General features: G+C 44.3%; 11 protein-coding genes and 2 rRNA genes. 5 read left to right on the top strand and 8 right to left on the bottom strand.

Annotation, left to right across the window (positions count from 1 at the left end):
* The 3 genes from L5L97_RS12805 to L5L97_RS12795 form a co-directional block, all read left to right on the top strand.
* Positions 1-230: ribosomal RNA gene (locus L5L97_RS12805) — 23S ribosomal RNA — on the top strand; the annotation flags it as partial.
* Between the two features lie 139 nt (positions 231-369).
* Positions 370-485 (top strand): 5S ribosomal RNA (gene rrf / locus L5L97_RS12800).
* Positions 486-784: 299 nt separating this feature from the next.
* Positions 785-3,235 carry a GGDEF domain-containing phosphodiesterase gene (locus L5L97_RS12795; RefSeq protein ID WP_263182237.1) on the top strand — a complete coding sequence of 817 codons (2,451 nt, stop codon included), beginning with the start codon at positions 785-787 and terminating at the stop codon, positions 3,233-3,235.
* Here L5L97_RS12795 and L5L97_RS12790 read toward each other — a convergent pair.
* Positions 3,192-4,175, bottom strand: coding sequence for an alpha/beta fold hydrolase (locus L5L97_RS12790; RefSeq protein WP_198573810.1), 984 nt, complete (start codon positions 4,173-4,175; stop codon positions 3,192-3,194). The genes L5L97_RS12795 and L5L97_RS12790 overlap by 44 nt on opposite strands.
* A 95-nt stretch (positions 4,176-4,270) precedes the next feature.
* Positions 4,271-6,082, bottom strand: a complete 1,812-nt coding sequence (locus L5L97_RS12785) for a DUF885 domain-containing protein (RefSeq protein ID WP_263182236.1) — start codon at positions 6,080-6,082, stop codon at positions 4,271-4,273.
* Positions 6,083-6,292: 210 nt separating this feature from the next.
* Here L5L97_RS12785 and add point away from each other — a divergent pair, with 210 nt between their 5' ends.
* Positions 6,293-7,288: an adenosine deaminase gene (gene add / locus L5L97_RS12780; RefSeq protein WP_219235140.1), complete on the top strand. Its 996-nt coding sequence runs from the start codon at positions 6,293-6,295 to the stop codon at positions 7,286-7,288.
* 96 nt (positions 7,289-7,384) lie between these two features.
* Here the strand turns inward: add and hemN are convergent, their stop codons facing one another.
* From hemN to L5L97_RS12755, 5 genes are all read right to left on the bottom strand, one after another.
* Complete coding sequence (hemN, locus tag L5L97_RS12775; RefSeq protein ID WP_263182235.1) at positions 7,385-8,761, bottom strand: oxygen-independent coproporphyrinogen III oxidase; 1,377 nt, start codon at positions 8,759-8,761, stop codon at positions 7,385-7,387.
* A 261-nt stretch (positions 8,762-9,022) separates the two neighbouring features.
* Positions 9,023-9,490: a DUF2489 domain-containing protein gene (locus L5L97_RS12770; protein WP_212599427.1), complete on the bottom strand. Its 468-nt coding sequence runs from the start codon at positions 9,488-9,490 to the stop codon at positions 9,023-9,025.
* A 73-nt stretch (positions 9,491-9,563) separates the two neighbouring features.
* Positions 9,564-10,124 carry a Der GTPase-activating protein YihI gene (gene yihI / locus L5L97_RS12765; protein WP_105250763.1) on the bottom strand — a complete coding sequence of 187 codons (561 nt, stop codon included), beginning with the start codon at positions 10,122-10,124 and terminating at the stop codon, positions 9,564-9,566.
* A 90-nt stretch (positions 10,125-10,214) separates the two neighbouring features.
* Positions 10,215-10,853 (bottom strand): class I SAM-dependent methyltransferase, encoded by a 639-nt coding sequence (locus L5L97_RS12760; protein WP_105250762.1) that lies wholly within the window; start codon positions 10,851-10,853, stop codon positions 10,215-10,217.
* Positions 10,854-11,667: 814 nt separating this feature from the next.
* A complete protein-coding gene (locus L5L97_RS12755; RefSeq protein ID WP_105250761.1) occupies positions 11,668-12,291 on the bottom strand; it encodes a c-type cytochrome in 624 nt (207 codons plus the stop codon).
* A gap of 167 nt (positions 12,292-12,458) precedes the next feature.
* Between L5L97_RS12755 and yihA the strand changes: the two genes are divergently transcribed.
* A complete protein-coding gene (gene yihA, locus L5L97_RS12750; protein ID WP_006079362.1) occupies positions 12,459-13,118 on the top strand; it encodes a ribosome biogenesis GTP-binding protein YihA/YsxC in 660 nt (219 codons plus the stop codon).
* 1,022 nt (positions 13,119-14,140) lie between these two features.
* Here the strand turns inward: yihA and polA are convergent.
* Positions 14,141-16,909, bottom strand: coding sequence for a DNA polymerase I (gene polA / locus L5L97_RS12745; RefSeq protein ID WP_263182233.1), 2,769 nt, complete (start codon positions 16,907-16,909; stop codon positions 14,141-14,143).
* Positions 16,910-17,272: the final 363 nt, after the last annotated feature.

Raw genomic sequence — 17,272 nt, 5'->3', positions numbered from 1 at the left:
ACGAACCGCTGGTGTTCGGGTTGTCATGCCAATGGCATTGCCCGGTAGCTACGTTCGGAATCGATAACCGCTGAAAGCATCTAAGCGGGAAGCGAGCCCTAAGATGAGTCATCCCTAGGAATTTAATTCCTCTAAAGAGCCGTTCGAGACTAGGACGTTGATAGGCATGGTGTGTAAGCGTTGTGAGGCGTTGAGCTAACATGTACTAATGACTCGAGAGGCTTAACCATACAACCCAGATGGGTTTTATAAGCAGCCTTAGACAGAATATCGACACTTGATAAAGTTAAAGACTCAAACAAAGCAAATCAGCTTTCCGAATTATTATTAACGTGGTCCAGAGATGGACACGGTAATAAACAGAATTTGCTTGGTGACAATAGCCTTGTGGAACCACCTGATCCCATCCCGAACTCAGAAGTGAAACGCAAACGCGCCGATGGTAGTGTGGGGTCTCCCCATGTGAGAGTAGGTCATCGCCAAGCACCTAATTATCTCATTGAGATGCAACGAAGCCAGCTGAATAAGCTGGCTTTTTTGCGTCTGAAATTTGTTAAATTGTCATTTAAAGACCAATGCTATATAGCATTGGTCTATTCATTTTAGTTTTGGTTCTTCTGCTAGTTCTTTACGTTTTTTCCTTCCTTTATTTCAGACTTTTATACTCTAAGTTGATTATTTACATGAAGATCTCGCTTAGTTTGATAAGTCCTTTTGCTTAGTGGTTAATTTCCCGTTAGCATACAAAAATATTAATTTTTTTGTTAACGGCCATCTGTTGCCTATGCTTCGTAAGCTTTCGCTCGCGGTACTGCTTCCTCTTTGTATGCTGACCCTATATTTAGTGTTGGTCATAGGCGAGTACCTGTTCGAAAGTGACCAAGTTAGGGCTGAACTTGCGCAGCGACAGTCCGCTTTGATAAAGCAACAGTTGTTCCGCATGCAGAATGTGGTTCAATCGGCGCAAGCTTTACAGGATGTGGAGCGGATTGAGCAGGAAGTATCCTTAGCTGCACTGGATATGGGCACTATGGTGTATATCTTGGTTGATGCTGAAAGCCGTATTCGTTTTGCTAATCATACTGTGTGGCGTGATAGCAATGCGACTCAAGTCATCGATGGTTATGATGTAGACTTTCACCGCTCTGTGGTTCAAGCTTTTCTTCCGCAGATCCTCGTTAATCTCGACCGTTTAACTATTCAAGCATATTATCCCGTTCTTCCCCAGTATGGTGGGGCTGTTGATTTGATTTATCTTGAAGCCGATTTAGCCCCTTTAGTGGCCGAAGCTTCTGCTAAGTTGCAGCAACGTTTTATGCGGGTTTGGGGCCTTGGCGGATTATTGCTGATTGGCTTTACCTTTATTTTATATTTCCTGTTGATCCGCCCATTCCAAATGTTGAGCGAGGCAGCTAAGCAGGTAGGCACTTCTTCCTTTTCGACATCGATACCTTGGAGTTCATCTGAAGTTTTATCTTTGCAAGCCAGTTTGCAGCAGGCACATGAGCGTTTAAGTCAGGCAGTTAAACAGCTGAATGACAGTGAATTGCGTTGGTTATTTGCTGTGGAAGGTTCGCGTAACGGTATTTGGGATTGGGACATCAGTACGGGAGAGGTTTTTCTTTCTGATCGCTGGAAAGAGATGATTGGTTATGCGCCTGATGAATTGGCTGGAGTATTCCAGACATGGGAGACGCGGCTACATCCCGATGATAAGCAGATTGTGTTAGATGCTTTGCAGGAATACGTTAGCGGAAAGAGTAAAGAATTTGAAAGTGTTCACCGCTTACGGCATAGAGATGGCCATTATGTGTGGGTGTTAGACCGCGGTATGTTAGTTGATTGGGATCCCCAAGGGCGCCCGACTCGCATGATAGGCATTCATATGGATGTGTCAGAAAGCGCGAAGAACCATGCTGCAATTACTGAGCTTGTAGATCAATCGGTTGTCGGTCGCAAGATGTTGCCCGATGTCTTTATGGGGCGCTTATCGCAATTTTTAACCCAAGGTAATAGTTCGGGGCAATGGGGAGCATTGCTGCTCGTTGAGGTGGATCGCTTAGGATTGGTCGCCACTTTACATTCCCATGAATTAGAGCGCTTGTTAACGCAAATCGCGGCCCGTTTATCGAGTTATTTCACTGAAAATATAACGGTCGGTCGATTAGAGTCTGGTAATTTCGTTTTGCTTGCTAAAGATTTAGCGGCAGATGCATCAGCCGCTGCTCGTCGTGCTTTAGCCCTTGCGAGTGAGTTAAGGCAAGTGATTGCTCGACCATTCCATTACGGTCATCATCACTTTGAGCTGAGCGCGTGTGTGGGGATCTGTTTACTCGATAGTATAGAAACCTTAGATCCTGCTTTAGTGATGCGTCGTGCCGAGTTGGCAACGTTAAGCGCTAAGCAAGCAAGTCAAGCTGGGTGTGCTTTTTACCATGCTGAAATGGACTTTCGCCAGAGCCGTGATGAGCTGTTGCAACAGGAATTACAAACCGCATTACAACAAGATAGCTTAACGTTAATGTTCCAGCCTGTGATCAATGCGACCAGTGAACTTGTCTCGGTTGAAGTGCTCACGCGTTGGTATCGTGCTGATGGAGAGTTTATTCCGCCAGCTGAATTTGTGGCGTTAGCAGAACAAGGGGGAATTATTGCTGAGCTTGATCTTTGGGTGGCTAAGCGGGTGTGTCTGTTTATTCAGAAATCGCGGGCTCAAGGAAGGAGTTTGCCTCCTTTGACTCTCAATATCAGTGCATTCTCATTTGGTCAGGCAGATTTTGTTGATACATTCGTTGGGTTGGTTAAGGAGCATGGTATTGGTGCTAATCAACTGGGTATTGAGCTCAATGAGGCCGCATTGTTAATGCAACCACAGTTTGTGGATGAGCGTGTCTCTAAGTTAGTTGAAGCAGGTGTAGGCATCATCCTCGATCATTTCGGTTCGGGCTTGAGTGCCTTGAGTTGCTTAGCGAATCAGCCATTAGTTGCGGTTAAATTGGATATGAGTTGTATTGATTCATTAACCACAATGCCAACAAAAGTGAATGTACTTATTACCTCTGCGCGGCAATTCAATTTGAGCGTTGTCGCCAAAGGTGTCGAATCATCCCAACAATATCAAGCTTTTGTTGAACTTGGCTGTGATGGCTATCAAGGCTATTTATTCAGTCGAGCCTTAAACCAAGCGGACTTTATCCAGCTTGTTTGTCCTCGTCCTTTATTGCGTAGCGTTTAAAGAAGTCGAGAGCATAGTTTAAGGCTTGGTTTCGGCAGGCGTCTTTTTCCATAAAAATCTCATGGGCAGCCCCTGCGATTACTTTCAATTGGCAATGGGTACTCACGGCGAGATTCTGGGCCGCATTATCAACAATCTTATCTTCACTCGCTTGCAGTATCAGTATCGGAGTGCGAATTTGTGCCGTTGCCAGTACGCAAGTATCTGCCGCATCTAAAGATTCAGTCAACCAACGGTTAGTGGGTGAACCGAGTTGTAACTTAGGGGCAGCATCATACAATTCTCGGTAGGCTTGGTATCGGCTTTGGCTGTGAGTGAGCTCATTCCCTTTGAATGGAACAGGTTTATAGTTTTGTCCTGCAAGTACATAATTAGGCTCGCCGCCATTGAGTGTGGTATCGAGTTTACTGGCTAACCAGCGTACGAACGCTTTTGGCATAGGTAATTTAATGCCATACATAGGCGCTGAAAATGCCGCGGCGGTAAAAATATCGGGATGCTGTTTGAGATACAAAGTGCCAATCGCGCCACCCATTGAATGGCCAAGTAGCATGAGTTGTTTGTCGTTTTGTGGTAACACTATCTTCTGCATAAATAGTGCAAAATCATCAATATAATCATTGAATCTTCGCACATGGCCCATGTGTGGATTGATTGTCATACGATCCGACAGCCCTTGGCCACGGTGATCTATGGCATAAACAGAGTAACCTTGTTGGTATAAGTCGAAGACCAATTCTTGATACTTTAAATAGGACTCGACTCGGCCACTGCTGAGAACGATTGCGGTATGCGCTTGGGGATGTTTGACCATCATATAGGCCAGCGTGACGCCGTCGGCAGAGGCTAGCGTGTCTTGAACAACGCTTTGCCAGAAGGCTTGCTGCTCTGAGGTATTTAAATCGTGTTCAGTCGAAAATGTCGCTTTGGCTTGGCTCATACTCAGTCGCAAATCATTTGGCTTGAATGGTTTGTTAGAGTGTAACAGACAACCATGGGAGTCTGAAAATACCGACTCCCATGAATTTCATTAACTTAGCGTGCCACCTTTTTCGCTTCAATAAAATCATTGATTTGCTGTTCGAGGATCGACATAGGCACCGAGCCATTTTCGAGCACAGCATCGTGGAAGGCACGAATATCAAATTTGTCGCCGAGTTCCTGTTCTGCCTTGGTACGTAATCGTTTGATTGTTAACTCACCAATCTTGTAGGACAAGGCTTGTCCTGGCCACGAAATATAGCGGTCAATTTCGGTAGTGACATTGTGCAGTGATAGTGCGGTATTGCTGGCCATAAAGTCGATGGCTTGTTGACGACTCCATCCTTGGGCGTGCATGCCAGTATCTACGACTAAACGGGCCGCGCGCCACATTTCATAGGTTAAGCGACCAAAGTTACTGTATGGATCTTGGTAGAAACCCGCTTCTAAACCTAAATATTCGCAATATAGCCCCCATCCTTCACCAAAGGCAGAGATATAGCCATAACGACGGAAATCTGGGAGTGAGGTTAGCTCAGAGTTGAGTGAAATTTGCAGATGATGACCGGGTACGGCTTCGTGCAAGGTTAAGGCTTCTAGCTCGTAGAGTGGGCGCTTATCCAATGCATAAGTGTTGACCCAGTAGTAACCGGGTTCATCATCGCTGTTCGATCCTGAATATCGTCCTGTGGTGTATTTCGGCGCAATTTCGGCAGGCACTGGCGCTATACCATAGGGTTGGCGTGGGAGTTTGCCGAAGTACTTAGGTAGCATGGCATCGGCTTTTTTGGCAATAAATGCCGCTTCTTTGAGTAACTGATCGGCACTGGTGGTGTAGAACTGAGGATCGGTCCGCAGGAAATGTAAGAAGTCGGCAAAGCTGCCTTTAAAACCTACTGACGCGATGATTTGTTCCATTTCTTGGCGGATACGTTGTACTTCTTTTACGCCCAGTTCATGCACTTGCGTCGACGTCATATTCAACGTCGTGTAGTAACGTACCCTATTCTCATAAAATTCTGCGCCGTTAGGTAAGCTACTGGCCGCGATATTTTCCCGGGCATTGGGAATGTACTCTTTAGTCATGAAATCATAAAAGTTTTGGTACAGAGGTAGAACTTTTTGCTCAACTAAAGTGCGGCCTTCTTGGGTCAGCTGAGTTTTTTGTGCCTCAGTGAAATAGTTGGGATATTGAGTAAAAGGTTTGAAATAACTGCTCTTTTCAACAGGGACGATATAAGCACTGATACTGTCTTCAAAGCCATTGAGTGTCACTTTAGGCGGCGTTATTCCCTCGGCGAGTCCTTTTTTTAGCCAGTGAGTTTGCTGGGCGAAATAGGTCGGGAGTGCATTGAGTTTGGCAATATAGTTGCGGTAATCCTCAAGGGTGTTGAATCTTCCCTGTGCGATTGAGGTGATATAAGCGTGGAAGCCGCTTTCTGCGGTAATGGGCAAGTAATAATCTTTAAAGCGATACAGGTCGACATCGTTTTGGATCTGATCTTCCAGTATTTGAGCGTTAATCTTATCTTCTTTACTCAAACTGCTGCGGTCGAGTACTTTGAGCTGCGCTAGTACTGCGATTTGACCTTGATTAAGCTTAGCGAGCGCGGCTGGCGAGAGATCCGCTAATTTTCCTGCTGCACTGGCATCGCCCATGCTGTAAGCCATTTCAGGACTCGCACTGAGTTGTAATTGCCAGCTTTGGTCGATGATCGCTTGCAGTGCGGGAGCTATGGGCTCAACTTGCGACTGTGCTGCCGATATTGTCTGTGGCGCTGCGATTTGACTATTTTTTGTGGTTTGAGTAGTACTGCAGGCGCTTAATGCGCATATCAATAAACTGGGGGTTAAGAGTTTATGCATAGTCGATCTCTGATATTTTCGTTGTTATTGAAGTCATTATGCCTGATGAATACGGCAGTTCCTTGTATGGATATTAAGCAGAATTGTGACTGAATGTGAATTTAAATGCGGTTGGCGCATAAATGCCCTTGAAAATGCGTGTTAAACTTAGTGTCCGCCCGCGACCAAATAACAAAAGCATTGGCTGGGTAGTTCAAATAGGGGTTAAATATGATTGATACATCCATTCCATTGGTGGATCTGCATCGTCACCTAGACGGTAATGTGCGGGTAAATACCATTTGGGAACTAGGACACCAACACGGCATTGCGCTACCTGCCGATTCTTTAGAGACTCTCGCACCTTTTGTGCAAATTCAGGGGAAAGAAACTAGCTTAGTCGCCTTCTTAAAGAAGCTCGATTGGATGGTTGCTGTACTCGCAGATTTGGATGCGGTTAAACGCGTGGCCTATGAAAACGTTGCCGATGCGGCGTTGTCTGGCTTAGATTACGCTGAGTTACGTTTTAGTCCTTACTATATGGCGATGAACCATAAGTTACCGATTGAAGGCGTAGTTGAGGCGGTCGTTGATGGCGTTAAAGCGGGCTTAAAAGACTATAACGTGAAGATCAATTTGATTGGCATTATGTCACGTTCATTCGGTCAAGCGGCTTGTACTCAAGAACTTGAGGGCTTACTCGCCCATAAACAACATCTCGTGGCTATGGACTTAGCCGGTGATGAATTGGGCTTCCCTGGCGAGTTATTTAACGATCACTTTAAACGTGTTCGTGATGCTGGCCTTGCGATTACGGCTCACGCCGGTGAAGCTGCGGGTTCACAAAGTATGTGGCAAGCGATTCAAGAACTTGGCGCAACTCGAATTGGTCATGGGGTGAACGCGATTCACGATCCTAAGTTGATGGAATATCTTGCTAAGCACCGTATTGGCATCGAATCTTGCCCAACCAGTAACTTGCATACTTCTACTGTGGCTTCTTACGCTGAGCATCCATTCAGAACCTTTATGGATGCAGGCGTGTTGATAAGCCTAAATACCGATGATCCCGGTGTGAGCGCTATCGATATTAAGCATGAGTATCGTATCGCCAAATCTGAACTCAAGTTAACCGATGCTGAGTTAGCGCAGGTGCAACGTAACGGCGTTGAAATGGCATTTTTATCGGACAGTGAGCGCAAAGCACTTTATGCCGCTAAGGCATAAGTCGATTCTGAGTCGTTACTAAAAATTGCAATGAATAAAAAATCCGACTCTAGAGTCGGATTTTTTGTGAGCGTTTGCGAGTGCAGCAATAAGCGTTTAGATCACGCGTGAGAACTGTTGCTGACGCGCTTTTTGACGATAGTAAAGATCGAAGCACATACAGATATTGCGGATCAATAAACGGCCAGTAGGGCTGATAGTGATCTGTCTGTCGACGATTTCAACTAACTTATCATCGATAAATGTCTGCATTAACTTAAGATCTTCCGCGAAATAGGTTTCGAAGTTAATCCCCAGTTTCTCATCAATTTTCGCCATATCCAGTTCGAAGTGGCAAATCAGCTGTTTAATCACTACACGGCGGATTTCATCGTCACGGTTTAGGCTGCAACCTTTCCACAAAGCATGGCCTTCCTTATCTATGGCCTCATAGTAAGGGCGGATATCTTTCTGGTTTTGCGCATAGCAATCGCCAATCTGACTGATGGACGATACGCCAAGACCTAACAAATCACATTCTTCTTGGGTGGTATAACCTTGGAAGTTGCGGTGCAGTCTGCCTTCGCGCTGTAACTTGGCTAACTCGTCATCGGGTTTAGCAAAGTGGTCCATACCGATATATTGGTAGCCTGCGCCAGTTAAGGTCTCGATAGTTTGGTGCAGCATTTCGAGTTTTTGTTTTGGCGAAGGTAAATGCTCGTCTTTGATCTTACGTTGAGCGGCAAAGCGCGCAGGTAAGTGAGCATAGTTAAATACCGACAGACGGTCAGGCGATAAATCTAAAACGCGCTGCATAGTGACGGCAAAGGTTTCTGGCGTTTGGTGTGGCAAACCATAGATTAAATCTATGTTGGTCGACACAAAACCCATGGCTTTCGCTTTGGCCATTAAGTCGAAGATAAATTGCTCGTCTTGTTCGCGATTAACGGCAATTTGCACTTCTTTATTGAAATCTTGTACGCCGATGGAGATCCGGTTAAAGCCCGCTTCTTTCAACGTGTCGAGCATTGACAGTTCTATCTCGCGAGGATCGACTTCAATTGAAAACTCACCTTCATCCGCAAAGTTAAAGTTGGCTTTAATCAATGATGTCAGCTTTAAAATTTGCTCTGGATTTAAGAAAGTGGGTGTACCGCCGCCCCAATGCATTTGGGTCACACTGTAATGTTTGAACAGGGGGGCACGTTTAATAATTTCTTGGCTTAAATATTCAATGTACTGATCGGCTTTGTGTTGGTGGCGGGTGATGACTTTATTACAGCCGCAGTAATAACAAAGCTTGGCGCAGAACGGGATATGAATATACAGCGACAGTTTATCGCTTTTGCTATTTTCAATGGCCGTCAGCAGGTTTTGTTCGGTGAATGTGTCATCGAACTCTAATGCCGTTGGGTAAGAGGTATAACGGGGACCGCTGTAGTTATATTTTTCGATCATCGACTGATCCCAGCTAATCTGAGTGGGCTGCTTCAAGGCGTGTCCTCCGTGGGTAAATTAGCAACAAGCGAAGTATGCAAGGTTCTTAAGTAAATAACCTTGATCTAGGTTGTAAAAATGACGTCTGTCTTTTTAGAAGTTACGCAATATCTATCAAAAAAGTACGCTTGTCTGTCGATATTTGGCGATTTTGTGCGCAGGCTCACGGGAGTAAGGAGGGTAAGATTGGTGCAGGTTTTATCGAGATAACCTCAAAACCACAATATAAGTGGTCTTGAGGTATAGCAATGGGCTGGTTTAATGCATCGCTTTGGCTTGGTAATCCGCCAGTTTTTTCGCATCATCACTGATGCCTTGCTCTAATGCGGCTTCGGACTTCATTCTGATCAAGTCTAACTTCATTCTTTCTTGCTTAGGCAAGGCTTGACGAGCATCCATGATGGGATGATTTTTAATTAACTCAAAGTGTTTGAATAATGAAGGGTAATCGGGAGCCACACGCTCACTTAATGACAGGATTTCAAATAATCGCCCAATCCTGACCACGCCTTCAGAGATCTCACAGCGGTCTTCAATCATGGCGGTGGCGATATAGCGGATATCATCTAAAACTTGGGCACGTTTTGCGTTCGCAGTCACTTCACGCTCGGCTTGTTCAGCCTGCTGACGCTTTTTTTGCTGCTTGAGTTTTAGGATTAAGAAGGTGGCGTAGCTACTTAGCGCTACTATGATGATAAAACCGAGAATAATGATAGTCGTAGACACAGAGACTCCTTATATGAATGGCATAAGGAGCCACAGCTAAAAACTGAGTTCCCTATGCCTTAGCACTGAGAGGTTAGAACTTGTCTTGATAATCTTTTAGTAAGTCAGCGCCTGATTCGAACTTGTCGAACAACTCATCGTCAGACAAAGACTTAGCAGGTGATGAAGGTGTGTCATCATCCATATCGTCGCTAATGCCCAGTTTAATCATCAGAGCTTCAATCTTATTTAGCTGTTGATCTAACCACTTTTGGTCAACCTCGTTGAGGTCGCGGCCTTCTTCAAGCATATCTAACAGCTGATTTAGTCTTGGATCTTCTTCCAATTTCAGCAGTTTTTGCTCGTCAGTCAGCTTAGCTTGTTTCACTTTTGGCTGAGCGGCTTTATCTGTTACCACTGCCGCAGGAATTGCTAAAGCCACAGGCTTTTTACTGCCATGACGCGGGTCTTTTTTCTTAGCGGCCTGCTGTTGCGGCGCTTGCGCTAAAATTAAGCTTTCGTTATGACGACTACCTGATTTATTGCCAGAATCTTTACGTTTGCCAGTCGCTACAGCGCGATCTTGCTTCTTCACTCTTGGCTGTAACTTAGGGCTGTTCTCGCCGCCCTTGCGTGTTTTCTTGCTACGAGACATGGTCTTCTCAATTATTTACAACGTATGGCCTTGCAGACTAAGGGTGAGCTTGTCTACAAGGTGCGAAATTAGGCCGAGTGTTATACCAGATTATGATGTTTTTTGCATCAAAACGAGGTCCTTTGCGGCAAATAATAGTTCAAAATCGCTATTGTTTGCGAGGTACTCGAAGGTTTGTCGCTGATAAAAGCTCACATGGGTGAGGTTGTTCTTATAATGCCACTTAGCAAAACCATCTAATTCAGTCAGTAATGGTGTGCTTATCGCTAACCAACCACCAGAATGCAGTAGCCGAGAGAGCAAAGTCCACTCTTTTATAGGGTTTTGAAAATGCTCAAACACCCGATAACAGCAGATAAAATCATACTCTAGCTTTAACACATCATGATTCGGGGCAAAAAAGGGATCATATTGATTTAACTTGTGGCCCGCATTTTCTATGGTCGTCAGGCTCTCATCATCGAGTATGCGACCAAAATTCAATCCTAATAAACTGCCCGCTTGTTGCTGCTCTAATTGCGCTAACAGCGGCAAAATAAATTGCGATAACTGTTTTTGCTTCGACGCTATGCGTGAACGACCGTATCTTTGCTTCTCTGCCGCGGGGGGTAAATGGCTATTCGCATCCGCAAAGGTTAACTCACATGTCTTGCAAACATAAAAACTCCGCTTTTTATCTTGATGAAGGAGTCGTGTCTGACTGTTATGACAAAGAGGGCATCTGGGCATTGAGTCTGCTGAAGTGGTTATTAAGGCTTTGATTGTACCAATTATATTGGTTGAGTGCACATTTTAGACACTAATGGGGTGTTACAAAAGAAAAAAGGCGGCAGTTAAACTGCCGCCTTACAAAGGGTGCTTTAGCACCTTATCCTGATTCCAAGTATCCATACTTGCTATGCGACTTTCCCGGTCGGTATCCTTCTTTTTTTTACTGCTTTCCCTGCATTATTTTTGTTAATGGTCTTCCAGACACTTTATTTTTTCTGTCGCCATCCTGACTACAGTTTCCGTAGATGGTCTCGCAACACATCTTTTAAAGCATCGTCATCATTGACGTCGAGTTAACCATCCATGTTACTTAAGTACCTTCCTGTGATAACAAGCATCCAGCCAGTGCATCCTAAGCTTATCGCTTCCTTTGCTACAGTTTACATCATGTAAACTATGTCCTGATGGGGCAAGTTACCCTTAGTGTAAGGTGTTTTGCTAGAAGCAAATTGGCGTTATCGGCCATCCCTTACAAAATTGTGCTGACCTGGATTTCAAATGGAAATCACGACTCTTGTTATTATTAGAGAGTGGTCTTAAGTATATTATTGTTATTGAGTATCTTTATTCTTATATCTTGAACGTTAATTATACCGAAACCTGTAAGTTATTATTAATCTTTTTGTACAAACAGATGGGTTTATCTCGGTACGGGGCTTATTAAACCGAAATCTGTGATCTATGTCAAGCACGAATCTTTGCAGTTTACGTCCACGTCAACTTTGGGGTGTAAAAAAGGGTGACAATACACCCTTCTTTTCACTCGCGAAGATTACTTCAGGCTAGAAAGATACTTTGATAGCGCGTCGATATCGCTATCATTTAGTTTCTTAGCCACATCTTGCATCATGCCATTTAAGTCATTATGGCGGCCCGCTTCACGGAATTTTGTCAGCTGGATCTTGATGTAGTTTGCGTGTTGGCCTGCCAGCGTTGGAAAACCTGCAAGCTCAGCGCCTTTACCATCTGGGCCATGACATGCCATACAAGCGGTAATGCCACGAGAAACATCACCACCCTTGTAAAGTTTAGCGCCTAACTCAGGAACATCTTTTGCTTCAGCCACTTGGATTGCTTGGCTAGAAAAATATGCGCTAATGTCGAGAATATCCTGATCGCTTAGAGGCATTGCCATGCCACTCATGATAGGATCCATACGACCATCTTTACCGCCAGTTTGTGCTGCGCTACGGAAATCATGTAGTTGCTTTTGGAGGTAAGTGGCGTGTTGGCCCGCAATTTTGGGGTACATATCGATCATACTGTTACCGTCCATACCGTGACAGGCCGAACAGACAATGATTTTCGTTTTTCCCGCTTCAGCATTACCTTCAGCAATCGCAGGTGAAGATATGGCGGCAATTACAACAGACAGCGCAAGAGCTAGCTTTTTCATGGCGTTCCAACTTCTGGTTAAATTATTATCCTGAGCTTACTAGGGTGACCCGCAAGCGTGGTAAAATATGATTAATGTGATCGGAGTAATATTTTACACGAAAACGTGGGAAAGTAAGTAATTCTTCATAAATTATGGTATTGCGTAGAAAAATTTCGGAGTAAATAGTGACTGAATCTCGTATAGATTTTCGTAGGGCAAAGTTTTTAATCAGTGCACCTGACATTGCACATTTGGATCAATATCTGCCCGGCGATGTTGGAGTTGAGATTGCATTTGCTGGCCGCTCTAATGCTGGAAAGTCTAGTGCACTCAATGCATTAACTGAGCAAAAAAGTTTAGCAAGAACCAGTAAAACACCGGGCCGTACTCAACTAATTAACGTATTTGAGTTAGATGCTCAGCGTCGTTTAGTTGACTTGCCTGGTTATGGCTTTGCGCAAGTCCCACTTGCGTTGAAAAATAAATGGCAGCAAGCATTGGGTGAATATTTGCAAAAACGCGCTTGTTTAAGTGGCGTGGTTGTCTTGATGGATATTCGTCATCCATTAAAAGATCTCGATATGCAGATGATTGAATGGGCAGTTGCTAGTGAAATTCCAGTATTAGCTTTGCTAACGAAATCAGACAAATTAGCCCAAAGTGCTAAGATGAAAACCGTAAATGAAGTGCGTCTCGCACTAAGTGAGTTTGGCGACTGGGTGCAAGTTGAACCCTTCTCATCACTTAAAGGAACCGGTAAGCCTAAAGTGTTGGCAATTCTTAATGAATGGTGTCATCCACAGTGGTTGACTGATGAGTTAGATGCAGCGAATAACGCTGAATAATATCGCCTGTTTTGGTGTACATGGTAGAATTTGACTGTGTATACCTCCTCTTTGTTTTTACTGCAATTTTTTCTCTTTTGTTCAGTCTCATTCCCATCGGTTATTCGTTAATCTCAGGCAAAAAAATAGCCGATGATATTATCATCGGCCAAAAATATTAGCTCTTTTGGGGAGAAGCTAAATTCAACAAGACTCAAGCACCATCAAATTAGCTTCAATGGTTCTCAATGAAACTAGCATACAGCCAATTCACTCCTTATTAAAGTAAATACTCTAAAATTTACTTAAAGTCTGAAAAAAGAGCAAAAAAAAGCCTCAGCAAACAAGTTGCTGAGGCGCCAGAATTTGGCTCATCACTATAAGTGAAATAAAGGTCTGAAAGATAGAACATCTTAACCTCTGTACCCTACGCAGAGAATATTACTCTATTTATCTTTAAATGGAAAACAGTTTTTTCAAAAAAGAGGTAATTATGTGCGCTTGATCTCAGGTTGTGAGTGAAAAAGCATCTCAAATTGATCCTAAAATTTCAGTGAAAATGGTTAATTGGCTGATTTAAAGAGAAAACTCGAAATTTATATACAAAAGTGATCAATATTTGAGATTTGATTTTTTACTCTAATCCTGACCTAAGATTTTGGTGTACGCGTGAGAGAACAACCGTTATGGCATTCTTGAGCATATATGGCTGACTTGAATGCAGTTTCAATTCGAGTAAATCACACCTTTTAATATCCATCTGCTGTGGCAGTGTATCGATGAACTCTACTGCCAAATGTATCAGGTAAAGATTGTTTGGCTGTGAGTGAATCATTTTCTGCCGATGAAGTTTGTCTAACTTAACGAGCTTATTTGTATTGTGAAAGGGTTATTTATGCTGAGTGATGAAAAGGACTCTGTATTGATGTTCTTAGAGGCGATTAAGACGGGAGAGAGCTAATCTGAGCTCAAAATATTGAAGTCAGATTAGCTTTATTTTCAGTTAAATCATATTGATAGTGCTGTTCTGGATATTACTGAGATTAGTGGGCTTCATCCCAGTTATCACCAATGCCTGCTTCGGCAAGCAGTTCAACATCGAGATTAGCTGCTTGCGCCATCAAGGTGCAGATTGTCTTTTTAAGTGCCTCTGCTTTATCCGCATCGACTTCAAACACTAATTCATCGTGAACCTGCATGATCATAGTGATTTCGCCTTGGGTGTCTGTCTTGATCCACTGGGCAATATTGATCATGGCCTTTTTGATGATGTCAGCAGCCGTACCTTGCATTGGCGCGTTAATCGCAGCACGTTCAGCACCTTGGCGGCGCATCGCATTACGATCACGGATTTCGGGCAAGTAGAGGCGACGACCAAACAGAGTTGACACATAACCTAAGTCAGCAGCACCCGCGCGCGTTTCTTCCATATAACGTAATACGCCAGGATAACGGGCAAAGTAGGTATCGATATAGGTTTGTGCTTCATGGCGTGGGATATCAAGCTGACGCGCCAAACCAAAGGCTGACATGCCATAAATTAAGCCGAAGTTAACCGCTTTGGCACGGCGGCGTTGTTCTGTGGTTACTTCATCAAAGTCGGTACCAAATACTTCTGCTGCAGTGGCTCTATGAATGTCTTTGCCCTCGGCGAAGGCTTTGAGTAAGCCAGCATCTTGGGATAAATGGGCCATGATCCGTAGTTCGATTTGCGAGTAGTCGGCGGCCAAAATTTTACGGCCTGCTGGGGCGATAAAGGCTTGGCGAATACGGCGACCTTCTTCGGTGCGAATCGGAATATTCTGCAGGTTAGGTTCGCTTGACGATAAGCGACCTGTTGCCGCATTAGCTTGATGATAGCTAGTGTGTACGCGACCCGTTTTAGCGTTGACCATCAGTGGCAGCTTATCGGTGTAAGTACTCTTTAACTTAGATAGACTTCGATGTTCGAGGATCACCTTTGGCAGTGGGAAATCTAATGCTAATTCGACCAACACTTCTTCCGCGGTCGATGGCGCACCCTTTGGGGTCTTTTTGGTGATCGGATAACCTAGCTTTTCATAAAACAATACTTGCAGCTGCTTAGGTGAACCAAGATTGAATTTTTCACCGGCAATGTCGTAGGCTTTTTCTTCTAAGGTATCGATTTTACGCGCCAGTTCATCGCTCTGTTGGCCGAGTAACATACTGTCGATTAATACCCCTTGACGTTCAATGTCCGACAACACTTGGATTAGCGGCAATTCGACTTCAGTAAACATGGCGGCAAGTTCGGCTTCTTTTTCGAGTCTTGGCCATAAATGTTGGTGTAAACGCAGTGTGATGTCGGCATCTTCGGCCGCATAAGGCGCAGCCGTCTCTAGTGGAATTTGGTTGAAGGTCAGCTGTTTTGCACCTTTGCCGGCGATTTCTTCGAAGCTGATATTTTTATGGCCTAAGTACTTGAGTGCTAAGCCATCCATATCATGGCGCGAAGCCACTGAGTTGAAGACATAGGATTCGAGCATAGTGTCGAAAGCGACGCCCTGCAGTTTGATACCCGCATTGGCTAAAATACTGATGTCGTACTTAAGGTTTTGACCGACTTTCTTAAGTTTTGGATCTTCAAGCAGTGGACGCAGTTTTTCTAGCGCGACGGTTTTATCGATTTGAGTCGGTGCGCCAACATAATCATGGGTCAAAGGCAGATAAGCGGCTTTTCCTGTCTCAACGGCGAAGGAAATCCCGACTAATTCGGCCACCATGTAATCTAAGCTGGTGGTCTCAGTATCGATTGCCATTAAGTCGGCTTGTTTAAGCTTAGCAATCCAAGTGTCTAATTCGGCTTCGGTGAGAATGCAGTCGTACTGTGTTTCAATCGCTTCGACTGGAGATGAGTCTTCTTGCGTTTCTGTGGATGCCGCATCAATTGAGGTATTTGCCGTCATTTTATTATCTAAGACTTCAGCTAACCAACGTTTAAACTCCATCTCGCCGTAGCATTTGATCAGTTCATCTTTGTCTGCTGGCATGAGAGTGAGTTCGTGCCAATCTTGCTCAAGTTCGACATCGGTTTTGATGGTGGCGAGTTCGTAAGAAAGCTTGAGCATGTCGGCATTCTCAATGATCTTTGCCGCCATGGTTTTAGAACCTCTAAAGCCGAGCTCGGCGACTTTTTCGGGTTCCGCTAATAAGTTACTCACACTGCCGGCTCCCGTGAGCATAGCGAGCGCCGTTTTCTCACCTACGCCGGGTAAGCCGGGAATGTTGTCGGCCTTGTCGCCCATCAGCGCGAGTAAATCTATGATACGGTCTGGACCGACACCAAATTTGGTGACGACTTCTTCTGGGCCCATTATGGTGTCTGTCATGGTGTTGATGAGCGTAACGTTTTCATCCACTAATTGCGCCATGTCTTTATCGCCTGTGCTGATAAGCACGGCACGGTTTTCTAAGCTGGCTTGGCGGGCAATAGTACCGATCACGTCATCGGCTTCGACGCCGGAAATTGAAATCAGTGGTAAACCTAGTGCGCGAATAATGCGATGCAAGGGTTCGATTTGCGAACGTAGATCATCAGGCATAGGTGGGCGCTGTGCTTTGTATTCGCTGTACATGTCATTGCGGAAGGTTTTTCCCTTGGCATCGAACACGACTGCGATATGGCTTGGTTGATAACGGGTCAACAAGCTGCGTAACATATTCACTACGCCATAAACGGCACCCGTTGCTTCGCCCTTTGAGTTTGTCAGGTGAGGAGGCGCATAATAGGCGCGATACAAATAAGAAGATCCATCCACAAGCACAAGTGGGTTTTTAGCGACGGTTGGCATAGGTATTTTTCGTTTATCGATGACTTAGATGGCGCTAAGCATGCCACAGAAGCACTATTTCAGCCATGGCAAAATGACTCTCAGCCTGTGGATAAGTCTGTGAGTGAAAAAGTCAACTGAGAATAATGGCGATGATTACGGCTTAGTGCGATTTTTTTAAGTTGTTGTTTTTTATGTTTATAAAAGATTTGTGTGAGTTCAATACTGTTTCTTAAAAAATCTTCCCAATTTGTGGATTTTTTATTGACTCCGTAAAATACATCTAAGGATTGGCTTAATTTTCGGCACTCGTCAGATTCGACGAATTAAGTTAGCACGATTTTTAATCAGATCAACTAGTTTGTTTATGGTTTGTTAAAACTT

Origin of the sequence: Shewanella sp. SM71 (genome assembly GCF_025653905.1) — a bacterium.
In the GTDB taxonomy this organism is placed as follows: domain Bacteria; phylum Pseudomonadota; class Gammaproteobacteria; order Enterobacterales; family Shewanellaceae; genus Shewanella; species Shewanella oncorhynchi.
The sequence above is the reverse complement of the archived record's forward strand: the minus strand, read 5'-3'. Positions and strand labels throughout refer to the sequence as shown.

Bases quoted from the DNA above. Each gene is read 5' to 3' on its own strand.
- L5L97_RS12795 (WP_263182237.1), top strand. From the start codon at position 785: ATGCTTCGTAAGCTTTCGCTCGCGGTACTGCTTCCTCTTTGTATGCTG.
- L5L97_RS12790 (WP_198573810.1), bottom strand. From the start codon at position 4,175: ATGAGCCAAGCCAAAGCGACATTTTCGACTGAACACGATTTAAATACC.
- L5L97_RS12785 (WP_263182236.1), bottom strand. From the start codon at position 6,082: ATGCATAAACTCTTAACCCCCAGTTTATTGATATGCGCATTAAGCGCC.
- add (WP_219235140.1), top strand. From the start codon at position 6,293: ATGATTGATACATCCATTCCATTGGTGGATCTGCATCGTCACCTAGAC.
- yihI (WP_105250763.1), bottom strand. From the start codon at position 10,124: ATGTCTCGTAGCAAGAAAACACGCAAGGGCGGCGAGAACAGCCCTAAG.
- L5L97_RS12760 (WP_105250762.1), bottom strand. From the start codon at position 10,853: ATGCCCAGATGCCCTCTTTGTCATAACAGTCAGACACGACTCCTTCAT.
- L5L97_RS12755 (WP_105250761.1), bottom strand. From the start codon at position 12,291: ATGAAAAAGCTAGCTCTTGCGCTGTCTGTTGTAATTGCCGCCATATCT.
- polA (WP_263182233.1), bottom strand. From the start codon at position 16,909: ATGCCAACCGTCGCTAAAAACCCACTTGTGCTTGTGGATGGATCTTCT.